Genomic DNA, 21,960 nt, shown 5'->3' on the forward strand with positions numbered 1-21,960 from the left:
CTGTGTGCACCTTTCTGTTATTTAACGACTGATGGATCAGAAATTGCTCAGTTTTTGCACATTCGACGGCAAACTTTGAACCCTACCGCCAGCCCCGGTAAGATGCGCTCACTTTTGTGTCATTACTAACCTCAGGACGCCCGCCATGAGCATCAAATCGGATAAGTGGATTCGCCGCATGGCCCAAGAACAGGGCATGATCGAACCTTTCGTTGAGCGCCAAGTACGTACCGAGGGCAACGAGCGATTAATCTCGTACGGTGTCTCAAGCTACGGTTACGACGTTCGCTGCGCGGATGAATTCAAGGTTTTCACCAATATCAACTCGGCGACTGTCGATCCCAAGAACTTTGATGAAAAAAGTTTCGTTGATGTGAAAAGTGATGTTTGCATCATCCCGCCGAACTCATTTGCCCTGGCGCGCACGGTCGAGTTCTTCCGTATTCCACGCAATGTACTGACCATCTGTCTCGGCAAGAGCACCTATGCGCGCTGCGGCATCATAGTCAACGTCACCCCGCTTGAACCCGAGTGGGAAGGCCACGTTACACTGGAGTTCTCCAATACCACGACGCTGCCAGCGAAAATCTACGCCAACGAAGGCGTGGCGCAGATGCTTTTCCTGGAGTCGGATGAAGAGTGCGAAGTGTCTTATAAGGACCGCGGTGGCAAGTATCAGGGCCAACGTGGCGTGACCTTGCCAAAAGCCTGATTCCAAAACTTTGGAAAAGCCCTGCAAACTGCGGGGCTTTTTTATATCTGCAGAATCTGTTTGAGCAACCGGGTCAGTGTGATGATTGATGTTGCTTCAGCCACGATCGATCCAATAGCTTTCAATATGTAACGCTAACGAACTGTCATCGCTCTGCGCTTTCTAAGGTTGTAGGCCCGAATAGCGGTTAGATGTTCATAACCTTAGATTGAGGAGGCTTTATGCCGGTTTGGCGAATTACCTATAACCACGATGAAAGCGCCGAGAGTCTTGAGTTTGAATCGTCGCAAAAACCCAGCATTGATGAGGCTGTTGAGTTGGTGCTGCGCATGGCTGAGCAAAACCTCAAGCCCCTGCCTCCCAAAGAGCTGCCCCATGAGGAACAAACGCCTGCAGTGCAACTTCTGGAACGGTACGCGATTACCGTTACGGGGATCGCGCAGGAGTAGGCCTGGTTAATGCCGGGCAAAAGAAAAGGCGCCAGAGGCGCCCTAAAAATGATCATGGAGTAAGTCCACTCTCTCTGAGTGTCCGTCTGTGTCTTTGGTTCAGTAGATGCCGATAAATGGTCGGTATTTGTCCAGCGTAACGCTGTGCAACTGGTGCCTTGTGCGCAGAGGTGCTGCCTATACTGGACGGTTCGTCTGAAGTTTTGGCGAAAGCATTAATTAAAATGTACTGTATGCATGACCAGTATTTATGGGCTTTCGTCATGTATTTCCAGTACCACGGCCTCCAGCTTGTTGGCGGAGCTGAGTTGCCTCTTTATTCCTTTCATGTGCCTGCCGGATTCCCGTCACCGGCGCAGGATCATATCGAGCGCGAAATTTCTCTGGATGAGTTGCTTGGGCTACGTCTGCCGCAAACCTTTCTGGTGCGAGTCGCGGGCGACAGCATGATCGGTGCCGGAATCTTTGATGGCGATTTGGGTGTGGTTGACCGCGCAATCGAAGCCAAGGCCGGCGATATAGTGATTGCTGCGCTGAATAACGAGCCGTTGGTAAAACGCCTGCACAAAGAACATGGTGGCTATGTGCTCAGGTCGGAAAATCCGGCCTATGCGCCACGTCCAGTACTGGCTGGCGATGAGTTCAGCGTTTGGGGCGTCATGCGCTACAGCGTGCGCCACCATGTCTGAACAGGGCAAGGTGTATGCCCTGGTTGACTGCAACTCGTTCTACGCCAGTTGTGAACGTGTCTTTCGGCCTGATCTGGCCAGGGTGCCGATAGTGGTGTTGAGCAATAACGATGGATGCGTTATTGCTCGCAGCGCCGACGCCAAGCCTTTTGTGAAAATGGGCGAGCCTTATTTCCAGGTAAAGGAACGTCTCAGGCAGAAGGGTATCCTCGCGTTCTCCAGTAATTACGCTTTATACGGTGATATGAGCCAGAGGGTGATGGCGACTATTGAGGGCTTGGTTCCGGCTGTTGAGGTGTATTCAATCGATGAAGCCTTTGCTGATCTAACCGGTATGAAGCCGCCATTTGAGCCGTTGGGGCAGCAAATCCGCGCGAGGGTGCAGCTTTATACGGGCTTGCCAGTCGGCGTGGGTATTGCCGGTACTCGTACCCTGGCCAAATTGGCCAACCATGCTGCCAAGCGCTGGCAGCGCCAGACCGATGGCGTCGTCGATATCACTGATCCGCTGCGGCGCGACAAGCTGCTCAAGGCCTGTGACGTCAGTGATGTATGGGGTGTAGGCCGAAACATGACTCAGCACCTGACCCGCATGGGGATCAAGACCGCCTGGGACCTGGCCCAGGCGGATCCCTGGATGCTGCGTAAGCGCTTCAGCGTTGTCATCGAGAAAACCGCGCGGGAGCTACGCGGCACGTCCTGTCTAAAATTCGAAGAGTTGGCTGTGGCCAAGCAGGAAATTTGTTGCAGTCGAATGTTTGGCTATCGCTTGAAAAAAATCGAACCCATTCGTGAGGCTGTGGCTACATATGTCGCGCGTGCCTGTGAAAGGCTGCGTGCCCAGGGCTCCTTGTGCAAAAAGGTCAGGGTGAGTCTGCGCACTGGCATGTTCAATCCTGACGAGCCGAAATTCGCCAAAGGTGTGGTTTGCGAGTTGCCTTACCCGACTGACGATACGCGGTTGATAACCAAGGTTGCGATGGCTGGCTTGGAGAATGCCTTTAGTCCGGGTTATGCCTTCAGCAAGGCCGAAGTGCTGTTGCTTGAGCTGTGCCAGCGTGGAGAGTTTACTGACGATATGTTCACAGGCGCCCAGGCCGCCTCAAGCGATAAAGTCATGCAGGTTCTGGACTCAATTAATGCCAAGTGGGGCAAAGGCACGGTACGCCCTTGCGGTGTGCCGGCAATGCCGGAGTGGGGCATGCGCCGCGAGTTGATGAGCCCGGGCTATACAACCCGGCTTGATCAACTGTGGCGCGTCAAGTAGCTCCACTGTGGTGCATGGTTATTGCGTGTCTTGGGTCACGCTTTCAGTTTGCACCGCAGGCGTTTGCCCGGCATCGACCCATTGCCAGAACAGCTTGTAGCCAACGGCCAACACGACAGGGCCGATGAACAAACCAATAATGCCCCCCGCCAGCATGCCGCCCAGGGCGCCGATAAGAATTACCGGCATGGGGACGTCAACGCCACGGCCCAAGAGTATCGGCTTGAGGATGTTGTCCAGCAAGCCGCCGATAAAGGTGTAGATGGCGAATATAATGGTGGCCAACGTGGCGCCTTCAGTGAAGAACACAAAGGCGATCACCGGGATAGTGACCAACGGCAGGGGCAACTGCATGATGCCCAGCAGCAATACCACCATCGCCAGCAGGCCCGCCCCCGGAATACCCATCACGATAAAGCCGATGCCAATCACCACCATCTGGATAAAGGCAATGCCGATTACACCTTGGGCAACGGCGCGAATAGTCGCGACGCACAGGGTAATAAAGCTATGGCTGCGGTCTGTGCCGATGATGCGGTCAGAAATGCGAATGGCGCTCCTGTGGCCTGTTTCGCCATAAGCGATGATCACGCCGGCAATGATCAGTGAGGCGATAAAGATCAAAAAGCCAACACTGACACCGGCGATCTTGCTCAGCAGGCCAAGGGAAACCCCTTTCAGGTGTGGCGCCACCGTCTGCAGCACGCCGGTTAAGTCAGAGGCTGCATTTGTCCAGAAACCGTAGAGTGGCCCACCTATTACCGGCCAGCTTTCAACGACGGCGGGTGGCGGCGGAATATGCACGCTGCCACTTTTGACCGTCTCGATTGCAACGTGGACGGATTCAGTAAGTGAACTGCCGAGGAAATACACCGGGATCAGCAACACTGCAATTGCCAGTGCCACGAGTAATGACGCCGCATGGCCGCTGCGGCTGGTCAGGCGTGATTTGACCATGCCATGCAATGGGTAAAGGGTAACGGCCAGTATCAATGCCCAGAGCATCATGCTCAGGAATGGGTGAAAAACCTGATAGCAGCCATAAACCAGGGCCGCTATCAGCGCGGCGCGAATAAAGGTATCGAGCAGGGTGCGCGAAAACTGCAGCTCGGGAGGCGAGGTAGGCGACATTTGAGTTCCTTTCTGAATGGCTGGGCGTGAGGTCTAACCCGTGTTTAGCTACAGCATAGCCGCTTGCCAGAGATGCTATGAGACACAAGAGGGCTGCATGTCCGCGGCTGATTTGGCTAAGTAGATTAGATTGGCGACTGTGGGTCGATAGTCACAGCCAATAGAAAAATCAGGCTTTGTCATCGCCCATTGCCTGGTTTGCCGGCGGGGCACCTAAATTTCAGGCAAAAGAAAGGGCACCAAAGGGCGCCCTAAACGATGATCATGGAGTAAGTCCATTAACTCAGAGTGCTACTTGAGCAATTGGTTCCATGATTGTTGGTAAATCTGGGTTATTTGCCGGGCGTGAGCAGCAAGCGCTTGTTGCCGTAGACCTTATCGATATTTTGCGACTTGAACGGAAAGCTCATGTATTGGCCCTTGAGCCATGCATCAATGCCATCGGCGTAGTGGTCACTGGCTGGATTGCCTGATTGCCCGGAACTGTTAACCCCGTAGAAAGGTTCGTCCAGGCCAAAGTCGACGGCAATGCGCATGGCTGGAATCAACCAGGTATCGAAGTCCTGTCCCCAGTGGTAAGCCGAGACATTCAGGGTGCTGTGGTCGCCACCGGCAGGGTATGGGCCGCGATCAAGGTAGCTGCCGATGGTACTTAAGCTGGCGCGTTGGCTGGCGCTGAGCATGGGCGCCGCTTTGCTGCTGTCGCTGATCCAGTTGTAGCTGTGCAGCTTGCCCCACTGCCAGCCTGCCGGATCGCTGCCGAGCTTGGCTTGTGTGAAGCTGGCGGCGGCGCTCAGGCTGCGTGCCAGGATCATGGCCTTGGTTTCTTTCTGCGGGGTGTTGATATCGTCCCAGAACGGGCTGTCATCACGGCCGAGCAGATGGTCCGCCTGGGCGGAGTAGGAGATGCCGGCGGTTTCGACCAGCGCCTTCCATGCCGCGCTGGTATCGGGACCCAGCTCATCGAGGAATGTCTGCCGTGCGCTTTCATGCAAAAACGCACTGTACAGCGCTGCGTCAGCCGAATTGGCCGCGAGCTTGCCATCGAAGGCCATCAGCCGTTTCAGCGTATTGCGTGCATTGGCGGCATCGGCTGGCGGCATTGCCTTGATTGCTTGCGCAAGCTGCTCGGCCATGCCTGGAGCCTCGAACATGCTTTGCAGCTTGCCGGCAAACAGGGTGGTCTGGTCGTACTGCATGGCTTTGGTGCTGCGCAGGTCTTGCTTGCCGCTGTTGAGCAACTGGGCGATTCGCTCGGCGCGCTCAGGGTAATGCCAGGAGTTGGACAGCTGCATGCCGTAGCCGCGCGGTACGGTGCGATTGTTGGCGGTTGCGATCCAGCCTTGCTGCGGATCTTGATCATAGGGATGGAGCATCGGTTCTGCATAGCCGTCCCAGTCGTACTCGCTGCTCCAGCCGGGGGAGGGCATCAGGCCAACACCGGCGCGCCGATTAGGGAAACGACCAGTGACTTGCCAGCCGATATGCTCGGCATCGGCAAAAACAATGTTCAGCGGTATTGCACGGATTTCACGGGTGGCGGTCGATGCTTGTTCGGCCGACTGCGCACGGGACAGGTCAAAAAAGGCATCGAGGCTCTGGTCGGACTCCAATTGTGCGGTTTGCAAGGCCAGCCCGTAGCCACTGCTGATCTGTATCGGTTGCAGCGGGTGCTTGCGTTCACCCAATACCGAGTTCAGCAGCGGGCCGTGGCGAGTTTCAAAAATCGTTTCGCGTACGGGGCTCTGGCCCTTGATGAAAAAGGTCTCCTGGCGCTGCTTGGCAGGCTGCCACTTACCTTCGGCGAGGTAGTAGAGCTGGCCGTTCTGGCGCTTGATTTTCTCCAGGAATATATCTTGGTTGTCGCCCATGACCATGGTCATGCCCCATGCGACTTTGCCGTTGAAGCCTGCAACCACCGCAGGCACGCCTGCGATTGAGACACCCGCCACCTGGTATTTCGGCGCGCGGATTTGCACGAAGCTCCACATTGACGGCAATGACAATGGCAAGTGGGTGTCATTGGCCAGCAAACTCTTTGCGCTGCGGGTCTTTTGCGGGCTTACTGCCCAGTTGTTGGAAGCGGCAACACTGAGCAAACGGGTGTCTGCCACTTGTTGAATGGCTGAGTCGATGGCGGTTAATTCGCTGATCTGACCGCTGAGGCTCAAGCCCTTGAGCTTGTCGGCTTCGGCAAAGGGCAGGGGTTCGTCCGGGTAAGTCGGCAGCAGCCAGGCGAGGTTTTCGTTGCCGACTTTTTGCGCCATGACCAATGCGGCGATTTCTTCTTGCAGGTTGACCGACAACCCGAAGTTGATCAGGCTGAACAGCAGCGCCGAGTCTTCAGCTTTCCAGTACGCGGGGCGGTAGCCAGATTCGGCGAGGTCCATCGGCAACTTGTCACGGAAGCGAAACATATAGGCGTTCACCCCGCGTGCATACACCTCGAAAATCTTCTTCAGGCGTGGCGATGCTCCCTTGTACAGCTGCTCGGCACTTTGCCTGAGGTTGGCTGCACGCATCAGCCGGTCGACCTCCAGCGCGCCGGGGCCAACCATTTCCGACAAGCGACCTTCCGCGAGCAAACGCATGCCGACCATCTGGCTGAGGCGGTCACCGGCATGCACATAGCCAAGGGTGAAAATGGCGTCATGCAGGGTGCTGGTTTCAATCAGCGGCATGCCCAGGGCATTGCGCCTGACGACCGCTCCCTTGGCCAAACCTTTAACCGCGACTATGCCTTGTTCCGGAGGCACGCTATCAGCGTAGCGACTGCTTAGAAACGATTGGCAACCGCTGAGCGCGAGCACGGCACTGATCAATATGGCTGTTGGACGAAACACACGCGATTGCATGCAGCAAACTCCTGACGGGTGGAGCGGGTCGATGATTCATTCAGCAAAGCCTAGCAGGCTGGAGGCCAGGGTTGCGGGCTGTTTGAGCTGTTTGGTTGGCGCTGCGTAAGTTAGTCAGCGGCGCATTAACTGGCAAGCGCTGGATTGATATTTTCGGCAGGCATTTAGCCACGATCCAGCAGCATGCCTTGTTGCTATTACCAGGTTGAGCCGGTCTGGATATATACCGCATTGTCTTCTGGGCCTGCAGCAACATCCACGCCCATCACCAGGCCATAACGCTTGGCTATCAAGTAGCGAAAACCTGTGCCATAGCTGTTGACTTCCTCGGCGCTGCCGAGCTCATTGAAGTGCTCGGCAGCGCGGCCTGTTCCTGTAAACACTCCCAGCGTCCAGCGTGGGCTCAGCTTATAGTCCAACTGGATTTCCGCGACCGTGACCCTGTTGCCTTGATAGCGCGATTTCGAGACGCCACGCAGGTCGATGAAGGGCGGAACATAAGGCGGCAGGGTTTCGTCGCCACGGGCGTTGACGGCGTCGACCTGCAGGCGCAATCCCAGGTTCCAGCGACTATTGAGCTGCCAATAGTTCAAGCCGGAAATCTGATAGCTGCTGTACTCGACATCGCTGCCAATGCTGTCGTCAAACAGGCTGTAATTGCTTGAGTAGTAATAACCCTTTTGCGGGTTGAAGGGGTTGTCGCGGCTGTCGTACTCCAACACCAGTCCCAGGCCGGAAGTTGTGATTGATTTATCCGTTTGCCGTTGAAGAAACTCCCGTACGGCGCTTGGCAAATTCGACAGGTCTGGCGAGCTGACCAGCTTGCTTGTCACTTTGCGGTACAGCTGGCGGCCACCGATGAACACCTTGGTCCCGGGAAGACGATACTTGAGATCCTGGAAGACCACCGGGCCTTCCAGGTTCAACTCAACCGATTTACCCAGGTCACCGATACGTGGCAGCGAATAAAACTCGAGGTTGGGCGAGGCATAGGCCAGAACACCACGGTAGCGCAAGCTGTCTTGCATCCAGAATCCAAGGTGGCCGATGGCGGCGCCCCAGGTACCATTCTCCGTACCCATGCCGCCAAGGATGCTGATGTTTTCAGGCAGCATTGCCTGGCTTTGGCTGCGCTGCTTGCGTTGCTCATCGGACTCATGGAAGAACAGCGCACCCAGCGCCAACCCGGTACCAACTGCCGGTTCAGTGATCAGGCTCGGGACTGGCAGGAATCCATTGGGCACCTCGGACAAGTAACTGCTGGTGTCGAACTGGCCGTCATCGGGGTCGATCATATGTTTGTTGAAGAAGTCGGCGTTTGCCCAGGATGGCTGGATCAATGCCCACAAGCAGGGTAAGTACGACCATGTTCTCAAACTCATCCGGAGAGGCTCGGGCGGAATTTGAATTGCAGTATAGTTCGGCCTTTTTAAGCCTGGACTAAAGGGCTTGGATATTGTTTTGAGCTTCAGGGGCCGGTTTCGACTAAATCGCTACTGCAGCTGAGTGCCCCGCAGTGTGGCTGCAGGGCACGGCAGTTGGCGTCAGTTTGACCGGCTTTCAGGTAGGCCCAGAAACCAGCTGTAGTAAGGGTTATTGCTGTCAGTCCTCAGCAATTGGCGCACTTCGCGGGTCCAGCCTTCGCGATCGCGCTGGTAGGAGAACAGGCCCGCTGCGTAAAAGTGCTGCAGGCGTGTCCAGTTATTGGCGACCTCGGCACGAAAGGCATCATCAGTATCGACCAGTGGAGGGGCGCTATGGAGTTCAAGCAGCGCTGGCAACACGCGAGTGATTTCCTTCGAGCGTACCCAGGGAGCGTATTCGATACGTGGGCGATCGTCGGTGACAGCAGGCGCATCACCGGCAAAGCGCTCGAGCCCCTTGCGGTCGGTGATCCAGGTCGCGAGCAACGCCGCAGGGGTATCAATCCCCACCTCCCTTAGCGACTCTGCAATCTGTGGGCGCTCGAAGCGTTGCTCGATATCAGGCACTGATAGCGATATAGGCTCCAGCGAGCCAATCAGCAGCATCTCGTGGAGCTCGGTGGTCCAGAGCGTGGCGTGGGGAAATACATCAATAAAGCTGCGCACCAATGAACGGCTGTCTTCGATGTTCTGCGTAGGCAGTGGCAGCCATTGGGCAACCAGTCCACCGGGCTGCAGGCGACTGGCAGCCAGAGCGTAGAAGTCCCGGGAATACAGGTTGACCACTCCGGCGGCCGATGGTGGCGGTGGCTCCAGGGTCACCAGGTCGTAGCGCTCGGCGCTGCGCAGCAGTTCACGGCGGCCGTCGCGTAAGCGAATGTCCAGTTGCGGGTTTTCTGCGGCGTTATAGTTACCGTTGAACAGTGGCGCGGCTTCGAGCACTTCCGGCAGCAGTTCGGCGACCACCGGTTTTTTCAGGTCGCTGTAGCGCAACATGGCTCCGACGGTGATCCCGGTGCCAAAGCCAATGACCAGCGCCGATTGCGGCTGGCCTTTATGGATCAGCAGCGGCAGCAGTGCTTGCAGGCGCATATAGCGCAGCGAAGGCATGGCGTCGCCCGTATTGGAAACGCCCTGGATATACAGGCGGTTGAACTGGCGTTCGGCTCGACCCTGGGTGACCACAGCGACCGTGCCGCTACGGCCTTCCTTGTAGAACACTATCTTGCCGTTGCGCGCCCCGGGTAGCAGATCAGCAAGCCGTTGCGGCGGCGTAAGTGCCCCGCCGATGAGGGTGGCCAGGCCAAGTGTCAAAACGGCGAAGCGCATTCCCTTGCCTACCGCTGCACCTTTGAGCACGGCTACGGCGCCGATCAATGCCGCGATTACGGCCAGCACGACCAGGGTTCGCACCAGACCCAGTTCAGGCACCAGGACGAAACCGGTGAGCACCACCCCGACAATACCGCCGAGAGTGTTGAGCGCAACCACGGCGCCGACATCCCGGCCGACGTGACTGCTGTTGACCGCTAGGCGCAACGCCAGCGGGAAGGCCGCCCCAAGTAAGGTCGTGGGCAGGAACACTACGCATAGCGCGGCGACAGCAAAGCGGGCAGACATTCCGGCGAGGTCATTGCCAGTCAGTTGCAGTACTAAGAACTCCGCCTGGGTCTGGGCAATGATCAACCAGCGGCCCAGCCCAGCAATCTGCAGCAAGGCGAGCAGGCCGGCGGCGGCGATTAACAGGCCGAATAGCCCCCAGGGATCGGCAATGCGATCGGCGCGGCGCGCATATAAGGCGCTACCCAGTACCAAGCCGGTGAGATAGGTGGCCAAGACCACGGAGAACGCGAAGGCGCGGGTGCTCATGAAGGGCACGATCGATTGTGTCCAGACCACCTCGTAGCCAAGTGCTACGCCGCCGGCGATGCAATACAAGACAATGGCCAGGCGGGCCATGTTTGAACGCGGAGCAGGGGATGCGACTGCTGGTTCAGGCAGCCTTTGATCACTGCGCCGTGCGAGCCAGGCTCCGCCACCGGCAAGCAAGTTAAGCATGGCCGCAGCGTAGGCACTCCCAGTGACGCCTAATTGTGGAATCAGGATAAAAGCCGCCAGTAATGTACCAGCGATTGCCCCGGCGGTATTGCCGGCATACAGGCGGCCACCCGCTTCACCGAGGTGACCTTCGGCAGGTGACAAGGCACGCACCAGAACCGGTAATGTGCCACCCATGAAAAACGCGGGTATGCCGACCAATGCAAAGGGCAGCAGCCAGGCAAGCAAGCCGATGCTGCCTTCGAGCCGAGCGAACAGGCCGGCCGATTGCGACAAGGCATAAGTGGCCGCAATCCCGAGCACAGCCACTATCACTTCCAGGGCTGCATAAAGTCGAATCGGACGACTCAGGCGATCGGCCCAACGACCGAAAATCAAGCCGCCCAAGGCCAGGCCGGCAAAGAATGCGCTGATGCCCGTGGTGATGGCATAGACCTCAACCCCGACCACCAAAGAAAGTTGTTTGACCCAAAGCACCTGATAGACCAAGGCTGCGCAGCCGGAAATAAGCAGCAACAGCACGGGAATCAGCATGGGTAGGGCAAGAAGGTTTACAGAGGTATCAGCAACCGCACCACGAGATCGGGCACGAGATGATTTGGCGGCTGAGGACATCAAAAAAGTGCCTTATCTGATATGAGAAAACCTGCGACAGGTTGCCCCGTCGCAGGTTTTCAAGATAGCGCCCCAAGCAAGCGGGCGCCAAGTGTTACGTCACTGTTTTTTCGCAGCTTCTGCTTCTTGCATCTTGGCTTCGATCTGTTTATCGATCTTTGCGCGAATCTGGTCGATGCTGAAGCTCGCTGGACGTTGGCTAGGTGGATACTCGACGAAGGTTTGCAAGAACTTGGCTGCTCGCTGAGTCGCCTGCTCGGTGATGTACACGTTCTTGGTCAAGAAGTCGTAGTACTGGTCGGAAACAATATCCGCCCGCTCAAACGGATCCATCCGCAGGTTGAAAATCTTCGGTAGACGAAGGCAGACGAAGGGCTCGCTCCAGACTTTCATACCACCAGGTTCGCGTTGCTCACAGAAAACAACTTTCCAGTTGTCAAAGCGCATGGCGACCAAATCGGTATCATCGTTGAAGTAGTAGAACTCGTTACGTGCACCCTTGTCGGTTTTACCTGTCAGGTAGTCCAGCTGGTTGTAGCCATCAAGGTGTACTTTGAAGTTTTTACCGCCTACGTCGGTCCCCTTCAAAAGCCTTTCTTTGATATCAGTATCACCGGCCGCTGCAAGCAGTGTCGGGAACCAGTCGAGCCCAGAGAACATTTCACGGGAAATGGTTCCTGGCTTGATATGGCCCGGCCAGCGGATCATTGCCGGTACTCGGTATGCACCTTCCCAGTTAGAGTTCTTCTCATTACGGAATGGCGTGGTTGCCGCATCCGGCCAGGAGAACTGGTTAGGACCGTTGTCTGTGGTGTAAACCACAATGGTGTTGTCGGCAATTTTCAAGTCATCCAGCTTTTTGAGTAGCATGCCGACGTCTTCGTCGTGCTCGATCATCCCGTCAGCGTACTCATTGCCAGGCATCCCGCTCTGACCTCGCATCGATTCACGTACGTGCGTGAACAAGTGCATACGTGTGGTGTTCATCCACACGAAGAAGGGTTTGTCCGCTTTAGCTTGTTTCTCGATGAAGTTGATTGCAGCTTGAGTCGTGTCGTCGTCAATGGTTTCCATGCGCTTGCTATTAAGCGCGCCAGTGTCTTCGATCTTTCCGTCAGCAGTGGATTTGATTACACCCCGTGGAGAAGCGTTCTTGACGAATTCTGTATCGTCCTTCGGCCAGAGCTCACGCTCAGGTTCTTCTTCAGCATTGAGGTGGTAAAGGTTGCCGAAGAACTCATCGAAACCATGGTTGGTCGGCAGGTATTCGTCACGGTCCCCCAAGTGGTTCTTACCAAATTGGCCGGTTGCATAACCAAGTGGCTTGAGCGCCTGAGCAATGGTGATATCGCGATCCTGCAGGCCTACCGGAACTCCAGGCAGACCTACTTTCGAAAGGCCTGTGCGGAAAATGGTTTGGCCAGTGATGAAGGTTGAGCGTCCAGCTGTGCAGCTGTTTTCAGCATAGTAGTCAGTAAACTTCATACCCGCTGCGGCAATCTTATCGATGTTCGGTGTTTCGTAGCCGACAACACCCTGACCGTAGGCACTGATATTGGTCTGGCCGACGTCATCCCCGAATATCACCAGGATATTGGGTTTGTCTGCGGCTATTGCAGCTGAGGCACTTATGGCTGTAGCCATCGCGAGTGCAACTCGCGGTATCCATTTTCGAGGGGTTCTCATGCTCGTATTTCCTTTGTGTACGAATTTGACGATTACAGCAGTGGTTTAAAAGGTTAGTACATGTACCAGCGATTACTGGCGTTTTGATTGAAAAAAGCCTAAGGCTGATTCAACTCAAAGGGATGGATGTTTTTCCACTCCCCGGCCATATCTACGACGGTCCAGTCTTGGGCTTTGGCGGCATCAAGCGCCTTGTCCAGGCGACCAATCTTGCTGTCACGGTCATAGGCCCATTCGCGCTTGGCATCGGTGTGATGGACTATGCCTGCAAAGCGCTTGCCCTCACCTGCGGTAGTCCATTGCAGCATTTGCAGGTCGCCATCAGAGTTGCCAAAAGCAAAAATTGGCCGACGCCCGATAACTGACTGGATGCTCACCGGTTTGCCCGGGCCGTCATCGTTAAGCGCCAGCTTGGGCTCACGCAGGATCGAGTACTTGCCATCCTGGTCCTGGAACTTAGTCACGAAGGTGGTACCAATCACCTGCTCAGGTGGAATGCCGTAGACCTCTTCGGCAAAGACCCGCATAAATTCCACTTCGCCACCCGAAACGATGTAGGTTTTGAAGCCATTGGCGCGCAGGTAGTCAAGTAATTCCAACATTGGCTGGAACACCATTTCAGTGAATGGTTTTGTGGATTTTGGGTGTTTGGCGCTGGCCAGCCAGCGCTCGGCATTCTCTTTGAATGTTGCAGTGCTGATACCTGTATGAGTGGCACCAACGATCTTCATCAGGCCCTCCATGCCACTGGCGGCAAGGGTCTTCTGGTCGTTTTCGAGGACGGCCTTGAAGGGTTGTTCGGTTTTCCACTCAGGGTGCTGTGGTGCCAGGCGTTTGACTTCACTCAGGGCGAATAGCAGCTGGAAGTACATCGGCTGTTCGCTCCACAAGGTGCCGTCGTTATCAAACACGGCAATGCGCTCGGCAACCGGCACATAATCCTTGCTGCCTTCGCTGGTGACCGCCTGGACAAACTCTACGATGGCCTGACGCGAGGGGCCATCATTCCAAGACGGTAGTTCATCGGCCGCCTGCGCCAGCATGGGTAAAACCAGCAATAGTGCGACCAGCCCGCGCCATGACGTTTGTGTATTCAATCCAAGCATAGAGCCATCCTTGTTTAGCATTACCAGTGTTTTAGTGTGTTGGGTTTAGCGGTTTTAGCTGGCCTGTCACTGAGGCGGGTGAACGCCGCTGTTTTAGTAATTTACGGATTTCAGACAGCACCTTTTTTCGCTCTGAAACCCCAGCTAGAGGGGACGGGTTCAGTGCGTAACGGTCGTTCAGGAAGGTTAGCAGCTGTTCTCTAAGATGCGAGGGCAAGTCTTCGGTTGCACCGATGAAGGTATTTTCATCGGTATCTCGCTTGAGCCAACGGTATAGCTCGTCAAGGGGCAAGGTTTGATCATTCAGTCGTGCCAGAAGTTGTTGCCAGGCGTAATCAGGTGAGTCAAGCCAAGCCTGCCGACGCGCTGCTCGCTTGCGTAAAAATGATTGCCAGCCGCGCTGCCAGTAAGGTCTGCCGAAATAAACCATGGCAACTGCAAAGAGGGTCAAGCCGCTCAGCAGCAGCCAATGGCGTGCGATATGCACGCGAGTATTTCGGCCCAGCTGGCGCAGGTCTTCGCTAATTGAAAACGGCCCACTGTAGCTGCTTTGACCCTGGGCCTTGAAGCTGACCTTGGGCACTGATGCTGTCTGCTGCTGCCCGGCTTGGTTCCACCACTTCAATTCGATCGCGGGTAGTGTGTAGTTGCCCGGCTCACTGACAACATAGGTCAGGGTGTCGTTACGTATACCGCCAGTAATGCCACCTCGACCGTCATCCAGTGGCTGGATTTCAGGCGTTTGAACATAGTGTTTAAGCCCCTCTATTTCGGCTGCCTCAGGTGCCGGTATCAGCAGTGCCTGCGCATCTATCGCGCGGATATTGAGTTGACGGCTGATGCTATCGCCAACGCGTAGCGGGTCGTGGGAGCGAACAATGTTCTGGGTAAAGGTGACCTCTTTGGCTACCAATACATGCTTGTCGTGGCTGGCACCGACGGGTTGTACCGCGTTGAAGCTTTGGGCCTGCGTTTGTACCGTCTGTGGCTTGCTGCCTTGCCCGGGCTGCAGTTGAATGCTTAGCGCAGGAATATCGAAGGTCTGCGCTTGTTGTGGCGTGATCCGGTAGGTGAAGCGCAAGCCAAAAAAGGTTTTGCCTTGGCGCCTTTGAGTGAGGTGGGTCGCTTCCGAGCTTGGAGCGGATACAATCGCGCCCGGCAGTTCCAGTTTAGGCAGTTGGGGCGCACTGGTGAACCAGGTGTCGACGAGCAGGTCGACTTCGAGATTTATGGTGCCGCCGACTAACACTTGTGCTTCCGGCACCAGGCGGCTGTCGACAAGCACGCTTGGCTCATCGGCCAACGCCGGCCAGGGCAGTAACAAGACAAGAAGCAGGATCAGGCGCTTCATGGCGAGGCCTCCGTTTCCTGCTGGCGTTTGGCGTCTTGAAGTGCAAACTTCTGCTTGAGAAAGCGAGCGGGCGAGGTGGTCAGGTTATCCAGCCAAAGTTGATCGGATGCTGCCTTGGCCACTGGCTGGGCGATGTCCTTGCCTTGATCGGATTTGTTATCGAACTTGATTTCATCCGGTTTTTCGTCAGGTGTGCCAGCTTCCTGCTGGTTTTCATAGTCTTTCTGCAGGGCCTGGGCAAGGGCCAGGTTGCTGGTGGCCTGAGGAAATTCTGGTTGCAGTTTGAGTGCATGCTGGTATGCGCTAATCGCTTCGGGGAAGCGGAATAAACGTACGTAGCTATTGCCCATATAGAAGAATGCCTGGGCGCTATCCTGGTTGGCGAAGTTGACGAGGACGGCGTCATAGTCGGCGGCGTTATAAGCGGCGACCCCTTTCCAATAAGGATCACTAAAGCGAGCCGCCGCTTGTGGGTAGCGCTGGTGCTCGAAGGCCCAGCGGCCTTGTTGATCCGCAGTGAAAAAGGCATCGGCCAGTGCTCCGGCTTGTGCCGGAGCTGCTGGCAAGCCGAGCCCGAATGCAAGCACCAGACTGGCCAGCCAATGCACGCGCCAGCCGCGGCGTACGCAAAACAGGGCGATCAGCAACAATGGCCAGCACAACCAGTAGCCAGCATCCTTCCAGTGAATCTGCTTCCCTTGGTCGCTGATTGCTTGAAAGTGGCGCTGGGCGTGCAGTTCTATCCAGTCAAGATCATCGTCGTTGAGGGTCAGGCTTCCCAGTGGCGCATTGGCCGCGTCGGCGAGTGCTTGCAGTGCCTTGCTGTCAAAGTTGGCAACCACTGGGCGGCCATCGGCATCAACCTGCGGTTGCCCCTGGGCATTGCGGACCACGATTGAAGGCTTGCTGCCTACGGCCAGAACCAGAACCTGTAGGTCAACGCCCTTGAGATGCTCGTCTATCTGCTTGTTCAGGGCAGGATCGGCGCCGTCGGTAATCAGAACAAGGGTTCCGGGGCTTTTTTCTGCTTCCAGCAATCGCTTGGCCTGGTCGATCACGCCCAGCACGTCATGCCCTGCTTTATTTATGAGGCCGGTGGATAGTGCTTGCAGGAAGGTATCGAGCAACGCTGGATCGTCGGTTGCCGGTAACACCAGGTGAGCACTTCCTGCATAGGCAATCAATGCTGTGCGTGCTCCGGCGCGGCGCTCGATCAGGTCGTGTAATTTATGGCGTACCGCGCTCAAGCGCGTTGGTGGTACATCGTCCGCATCCATCGAGGGCGACAAGTCCACGGCCAATATGAGCGGTGCGCGATCATCAAGGAAATCCGGGCGATCCTGTTGCCAGGTCGGGCCAGCAGCGGCAATCGCACCCAGAATGAGTAGTGCCGCAAGCAGGTGCACGGGACGTAGACGCTGGTTGTCCTGCGGCTTTATTACCAGGTGCTTGAGCAAGTGCGGTGCGATGGCGCCCCGCAGTTGACGATTCAGGTCGTGGCGGTGCGCCCAGATGATGGGCAGTGCTATGCCTGGCAGTATGAGCAGTAGCCAGAGAGGACGAAGGAAGTGCAGGGCGCTCAGGTCGATATCCATCTCAGCGCTCCTGTTGTGACTGGGGGGCGGCCATCGAGGACATGCGCACGGCGATGGCGGAAATACAATGACTCAATGCAAGCAAGAGCAGGGCAGCACCCAGCGGCCACCAGAACAGGTCGCGCTTGGGTTGATGGCTGAAGGTCTTGACCTTGTGCGGAGTGATCCGGTCAAGCGTGTCATAGACCTGCTTCAGCGCACTAAGGTCGTCGGCACGGAAGAATTTGCCGTTGGTAATGTTGGCGATGTTTTCCAGCATTTGCAGGTCGACCTTCGACTCGCCAGTGGCCTGGGGATCGCCAATGCCGATGGTGTGCACGACGATACCTTTGCTGGCCGCCAGGTCAGCTGCATGGTCGGGTGTTATTGCGCTGCCGGTGTCATTGCCATCGGTGAGCAGGATCAGGACCTTTTCTTGTTCCTTGGCTTTATCCAGCAGTTTTATGGTCAGGCCTATGGCGTCGCCTAATGCGGTGTTGGGGCCGGCCATGCCGATGCCTACTTCATCGAGCAAAATATGCAGGCTGGCATGATCCAGGGTCAGCGGTGCCTGTGGATAGGCGCCAGTGCCAAACACGATCAGGCCAATGCGGTCGTCCTTGCGTTCTTCAATGAAATCCCGAACGACATCCTTGACCGCGCTGAGGCGGTCGGTTTGCTCGCCGTTGGCGTTGCTGTAGTCACGCGTCTCCATCGACTGGGAAATGTCGATAGCCAGCATCAGGTCGCGGGTTGGCTGGGTATGTTCAATAGGCTTTTCAACATAGACCGGGCGAGCGCAGGCGAGCAATACCAGCGTCCAGACAAGCAGGTTGATCAGCAGCTGCCAGCGGGCACCGTTGGATTTGGACTGGCCGGGGACCTGTCCAGCTGCCTGGCTCACGGCTCTGAAAAATGGAACGCGAACGGCACTGCGAGACTCGCGGTACTCGCTCAAATAACGGTACGTCAGCCAGGGCAACGGCAACAGCAGCATCAGCCAAGGGTAATCAAGCTGCCACATGGTGAGCCTCGATCCATTGCTTGCAGGTGCTAAACAGGCTGTCGATCTGCTCGGGCTCCAATGCCTGCAGTTGTGCCTGTGGCGCATAGGCCAGCAGGGCCAGTTGTTGGCTAAGGTCAGCGGGCAGAGGGGCAGGGCTTGTACTTTGCAAGAAGCCTTGCCACTGGGCGCCGCTCAAGTTGGCCACCTCGGGGGCGTTTGGCATCGACAGCGCCACGCGCTTGAGCAGTTCAGGAAGTTCACGCAAGGCGCCCAGGCGCAGGTCTTTATCCGTGGAGGCATCTTGCAGTTGCGACAAGCGCAATAAAGCCTCGCGGCGATAGTGGTTGCGAAGCCATCGACGCCAGCGCAGAAATGCCCAGGTGGTGAAGATAAGCAGGCTAACCAGCAACAATACGAGCCAGCCCCAGGTTTGCGGAAAATAGCTAAACGCGGGTGTTGGCAGCGGCAATTCCTGCAACTGGCTGATGCTTGGTGTGCTAGGCGCTGTCATCGCGGGACCTGGGCAAGCCTGCCCAACTCTTGCCTGAGCTGTTCAAGGCTGTCTTCACCGGTGCTGAACATCATCAAAGGCACCTGGCTGAGCCTCAGCATTTCCGCTACTTGACGCAGGCGTCCCGTGAGAAACTCGCCCAATGGTTTGTTGACCCGACGGTGGTTAACCTCCAGTTCGACTTGCAGTTCGCCCTGGGTGACCATCAGTCGCCCCGTGCTCGGCAGATTCAGGGCAATGGGGTCATAAACCTGCATGGCGATTACATCGTTGTGGGTCTTTAGCTCTCTAAGCAGTTGCAGCGTGCGTTCACTGGTCGCCGCAAAGTCGCTGATAATGCAGATCAGGTGGTCGTGACCAGCCAGGCTCAGGCAGTTGCGCAGGGCTTGGTCCAACTGGTCCGCGTATTCACTATCAGGCTGGGTGGCGGACAAGCTATGGTTTTGCCGAACGATGCTTGTGCACAGGGCTTCGACCCGCGAACGGCTGCGCAAAGGGCGGATATGCTCGATGCGGTCATCGCCGAATACCAGGCCACCTACACGGTCGCCCGCTTGCAGCGCGATCCAGGCGCAAAGCGCGCCCAGCTCTGCCGCTGTGACTGACTTGAAGTTACGTTGCGAGCCAAAAAACATGCTCATGCGCTGGTCGACAATAACCAAGGTCGGGCGGTCGCGCTCCTCGGTATAGCTGCGCACAAAGGGTTTGCCGTAGCGCATCGAGGCGCGCCAGTCGAGATGACGTAAATTATCGCCAGGCATATAGTGGCGCAACTCGTCGAAACTCAAGCCCCGGCCGCGCAGGCGAGAAGCATGATTGCCGGACAGGACACTGGATAGCGACTGGCGAGCCATAAAGCTCAGGCCGCGAGCGCGATACTCGAATGCCATGAGTTGCGGCAATGATGCGTAAACGAATCCGTCTGCAGCGGTCTTGGAAGACTGCATGGTACTGCTCCTAGTCAGGCGGGTATTGCCACCTTGTCGAGCAAACGGTCCAGCACTTGATCTGCATTTACACCGTCGGCCACTGCGTCGTAGGTGAGCAATAACCGGTGTCGCAGCACGGGGTGTATAACGGCGCGAACATCATCCGGTGAAACGAAGTCATTGCCTGCCAGCCAGGCGTGGGCTCTGGCAACCCTGTCCAGACTGATGCCGCCGCGTGGGCTGGCGCCAATATGGATCCAGCGGGCGAGGTCGGTGTCGTAGTCGGCGGGATAGCGCGTCGCGTTGATCAGGTCTATTAGGTAGCGGTCTATCGCCTCTGAGACATGCACCTTGTTCACTTCCTGGCGCGCGGCGAAAATCACTTCCTGGGCCAGGCGAACCTCCTGCTCGGCGGACTTGGCTTGATGCTCGGCCTGGTCCTCGGCCCTGAGCATGCGCAGCACCTGGGCTTCGTCGTCCGTATGCGGGTAATCCATCACCAGTTTCATCAGGAAGCGATCCATCTGCGCTTCTGGAAGGGGATAGGTGCCTTCTTGCTCGATCGGGTTTTGTGTCGCCAATACGATGAACAGTTGCGACATCGGGTGGGTCTGCCCGGCGACGGTTATCTGCCGCTCTTCCATCGCCTCGAGCAAGGCCGCCTGGACTTTTGCCGGGGCACGGTTGATTTCGTCGGCAAGTATGACGTTGCCAAACAAAGGCCCTGGCTGGAATTTGATCTGGTTCTGGCCATCGACCTGCTGGAGGATTTCGCCGCCAGTAATGTCCGAGGGCAATAGGTCTGGCGTGAACTGGATGCGGCTCATCTGGGCATCAAGATGCTCGGCCAGTGCCTTGACTGTCCGGGTCTTGGCAAGGCCTGGAAGACTTTCCAGCAGGATATGACCGTTGGCTAATAATCCGAGGATCACATATTTGATGGTCTGTTGTTGCCCAAGAACTCGCTGGCCGACAAAGCGTTCCAAATGTACAACTTGTTCTCTGCTATCCATGAACATTTCCTTGAAAACGACGCCGTACTTACACAGTCCCTTACACCAAAGCGCATGGTTTCGGCAGTAAGAACCGAGATTTTACATGCAGGTATTTAGAACCCGAAATACTCGGTTAAATGTAGCTGGTAACTCAATTTCAGCAAGCGGCTTGGTTGTCCTTAACGCTTGTTTTGCTGGAAGAATCAATGCGCGCAATTGTTATAAAGCTTTGCCTCTGAGGCTGACCAGTTTGAACCTCTGCAGGAGGCATTCGAGCTGGCTACTTTAATGTCTGAGCTTGTAGGAAGGCTCTTACAATTTCGTTAAATCATTTTGGCAATACTAAAGTTTGGGTCGTGGGTTGGGCAAGCCCGATTTAATTGCTCGGGCGACAGGTCGTGGTGACCAATACCCTGTTTTCCAGGGGATACTCAAGCCGTTGAGGCTCGTCGCACCGTGATGGTTGGAGCAACATAAATAGATAGGGAGATTACTATGTTCAGTAGCGCCAAAATCCTCAGTAACACCCCAAAATGGCTTCTGCTCGCTTTTTCGCTCACTGCGATTGGCAGCATTGCCCAGGCAGCCGAGTCTCTCGATGAGGGGGTTAAAGCCAAATTCGTCGATGCTCAGACAGCGCACATCCCCGAGGGGTATCGGAGCTGGACGCATATCGGAACATTCGCCACACCGCCAGGCAGCAGAACCATTCTCGATGGCAGCGTCAGAGAAGGCGTCCAGTTCGGCAATACCTATGTCGAGCCAACCGCACTGGCCATATACAAGGCGACCAATAAATGGCCTGACGGTACCCAGTTCGTCAAGGAGTTCAGTGAGTCGCGTCTGTCCGAGGATTGCGACAAAAGCAACGGCAGTTGCAGCAAGAACAATGGCAAGCACTGGCCGCAGAGCATTGGCAAGTGTGACAAGACCACTGGTGTTTGCGTGACGAGTCACGGCAAGGGAATCTTCCAAAATGATTTCTTTGGCGTCACCTATATGGTCAAGGATGCAGCCCGCTTCCCTAATGCGCCAGGTAACTGGGCATACTTCTCTTATGGCCCTGCCAAGGACGACAAGTCATATCCGCAGACCGCCAAGGTACTGCCGTATGAAAAATGTGCGGGTTGCCATGTGGCCAATGCCAAAGACACGGATTATGTCTTCAGTGACTTGCACTTGGGGCTGCAATAAGCCCTGAGCTTATGGGTTGAACCCAGCTTATTTATGTAGCAGGGCTGTGTACTGGTCTGTACACAGCCCTGCTCAGGCCATCAAAATCATGAGGCTCCAAGAGCGCTTGTGCTGAATGCGTAGGGCTGCATTGGCTAGCATGTCCAGCGAGCCTTTGGCGGTGGACTCTTCAGGCCTCTGCAGGCTGTGTGGGCAGGGCTCTTGCAAGGGGTTGCTGGCCGCATGATGTCCGAGCCTGCAAACCCACTGGCTCAGGTCTATTGGTCGAAAGTGCGAGCCACGTCTCGAAATGCTTGAATTCAGATCCTATCTGCGACGTCTTCAGGTGTTTTAACTTCAACTCGACCTACTTCATCGTTTGATTGTCATCACCATCAAGCGCGGACTGAGTTCCAACTAGCCAGTGGC

At 56.2% G+C, this 21,960-nt stretch carries 17 protein-coding genes; 5 read left to right on the forward strand and 12 right to left on the reverse strand.

All coding sequences use genetic code 11. The annotated features are described in order from the left end of the window. Window positions 1-145: 145 nt before the first annotated feature. The 4 genes from dcd (at window position 146) to umuC (ending at window position 3,117) form a co-directional block, all read left to right on the forward strand. Window positions 146-712: a dCTP deaminase gene (dcd, locus tag CHB79_RS00865; protein WP_010484519.1), complete on the forward strand. Its 567-nt coding sequence runs from the start codon at window positions 146-148 to the stop codon at window positions 710-712. A gap of 221 nt (window positions 713-933) precedes the next feature. Further along, the gene (locus CHB79_RS00870; RefSeq protein ID WP_010484521.1) at window positions 934-1,161 is read left to right on the forward strand and encodes a hypothetical protein; all 228 of its coding nucleotides are present in this window, start codon (window positions 934-936) and stop codon (window positions 1,159-1,161) included. Between the two features lie 263 nt (window positions 1,162-1,424). Then, window positions 1,425-1,850, forward strand: coding sequence for a LexA family protein (locus CHB79_RS00875; RefSeq protein ID WP_089359177.1), 426 nt, complete (start codon window positions 1,425-1,427; stop codon window positions 1,848-1,850). Next, window positions 1,843-3,117: a translesion error-prone DNA polymerase V subunit UmuC gene (gene umuC, locus CHB79_RS00880; RefSeq protein ID WP_010484524.1), complete on the forward strand. Its 1,275-nt coding sequence runs from the start codon at window positions 1,843-1,845 to the stop codon at window positions 3,115-3,117. Before CHB79_RS00875 ends, umuC begins: the two co-directional genes overlap by 8 nt. Window positions 3,118-3,135: 18 nt before the next feature. Here umuC and CHB79_RS00885 read toward each other — a convergent pair whose 3' ends face one another. The 12 genes from CHB79_RS00885 to CHB79_RS00940 form a co-directional block, all read right to left on the reverse strand. After that, window positions 3,136-4,248, reverse strand: coding sequence for an AI-2E family transporter (locus tag CHB79_RS00885; protein WP_089358591.1), 1,113 nt, complete (start codon window positions 4,246-4,248; stop codon window positions 3,136-3,138). Between the two features lie 332 nt (window positions 4,249-4,580). Beyond that, the gene (locus CHB79_RS00890) at window positions 4,581-7,103 is read right to left on the reverse strand and encodes a penicillin acylase family protein (protein WP_089358592.1); all 2,523 of its coding nucleotides are present in this window, start codon (window positions 7,101-7,103) and stop codon (window positions 4,581-4,583) included. Between the two features lie 197 nt (window positions 7,104-7,300). Continuing rightward, complete coding sequence (locus CHB79_RS00895) at window positions 7,301-8,485, reverse strand: BamA/TamA family outer membrane protein (RefSeq protein WP_245851315.1); 1,185 nt, start codon at window positions 8,483-8,485, stop codon at window positions 7,301-7,303. A 162-nt stretch (window positions 8,486-8,647) separates the two neighbouring features. Next, window positions 8,648-11,119, reverse strand: a complete 2,472-nt coding sequence (locus CHB79_RS00900) for a fused MFS/spermidine synthase (protein WP_089358594.1) — start codon at window positions 11,117-11,119, stop codon at window positions 8,648-8,650. A 180-nt stretch (window positions 11,120-11,299) separates the two neighbouring features. Next, complete coding sequence (locus CHB79_RS00905) at window positions 11,300-12,886, reverse strand: arylsulfatase (protein WP_029529367.1); 1,587 nt, start codon at window positions 12,884-12,886, stop codon at window positions 11,300-11,302. Window positions 12,887-12,984: 98 nt separating this feature from the next. Then, on the reverse strand, window positions 12,985-13,992 hold the full coding sequence (locus CHB79_RS00910) for an HAD family hydrolase (RefSeq protein ID WP_089358595.1): 1,008 nt from the start codon (window positions 13,990-13,992) through the stop codon (window positions 12,985-12,987). 31 nt (window positions 13,993-14,023) lie between these two features. Then, window positions 14,024-15,343, reverse strand: a complete 1,320-nt coding sequence (locus CHB79_RS00915) for a BatD family protein (RefSeq protein ID WP_089358596.1) — start codon at window positions 15,341-15,343, stop codon at window positions 14,024-14,026. Further along, window positions 15,340-16,938 (reverse strand): VWA domain-containing protein, encoded by a 1,599-nt coding sequence (locus CHB79_RS00920; protein ID WP_089358597.1) that lies wholly within the window; start codon window positions 16,936-16,938, stop codon window positions 15,340-15,342. Before CHB79_RS00920 ends, CHB79_RS00915 begins: the two co-directional genes overlap by 4 nt. Before the next feature lies 1 nt (window position 16,939). Next, entirely contained in the window at window positions 16,940-17,941 is a 1,002-nt protein-coding gene (locus CHB79_RS00925; RefSeq protein WP_010484533.1) for a vWA domain-containing protein, read from the reverse strand. Next, window positions 17,928-18,434, reverse strand: coding sequence for a DUF4381 domain-containing protein (locus tag CHB79_RS00930; RefSeq protein WP_089358598.1), 507 nt, complete (start codon window positions 18,432-18,434; stop codon window positions 17,928-17,930). Before CHB79_RS00930 ends, CHB79_RS00925 begins: the two co-directional genes overlap by 14 nt. Then, entirely contained in the window at window positions 18,431-19,381 is a 951-nt protein-coding gene (locus CHB79_RS00935) for a DUF58 domain-containing protein (RefSeq protein WP_089358599.1), read from the reverse strand. Before CHB79_RS00935 ends, CHB79_RS00930 begins: the two co-directional genes overlap by 4 nt. A 14-nt stretch (window positions 19,382-19,395) precedes the next feature. Further along, window positions 19,396-20,376 (reverse strand): AAA family ATPase, encoded by a 981-nt coding sequence (locus CHB79_RS00940; protein WP_089358600.1) that lies wholly within the window; start codon window positions 20,374-20,376, stop codon window positions 19,396-19,398. 477 nt (window positions 20,377-20,853) lie between these two features. Between CHB79_RS00940 and CHB79_RS00945 the strand changes: the two genes are divergently transcribed. After that, window positions 20,854-21,552: a cytochrome P460 family protein gene (locus CHB79_RS00945; protein ID WP_089358601.1), complete on the forward strand. Its 699-nt coding sequence runs from the start codon at window positions 20,854-20,856 to the stop codon at window positions 21,550-21,552. Window positions 21,553-21,960: the final 408 nt, after the last annotated feature.

It is taken from the genome of Pseudomonas segetis, assembly GCF_900188155.1.
GTDB lineage: Bacteria > Pseudomonadota > Gammaproteobacteria > Pseudomonadales > Pseudomonadaceae > Aquipseudomonas > Aquipseudomonas segetis.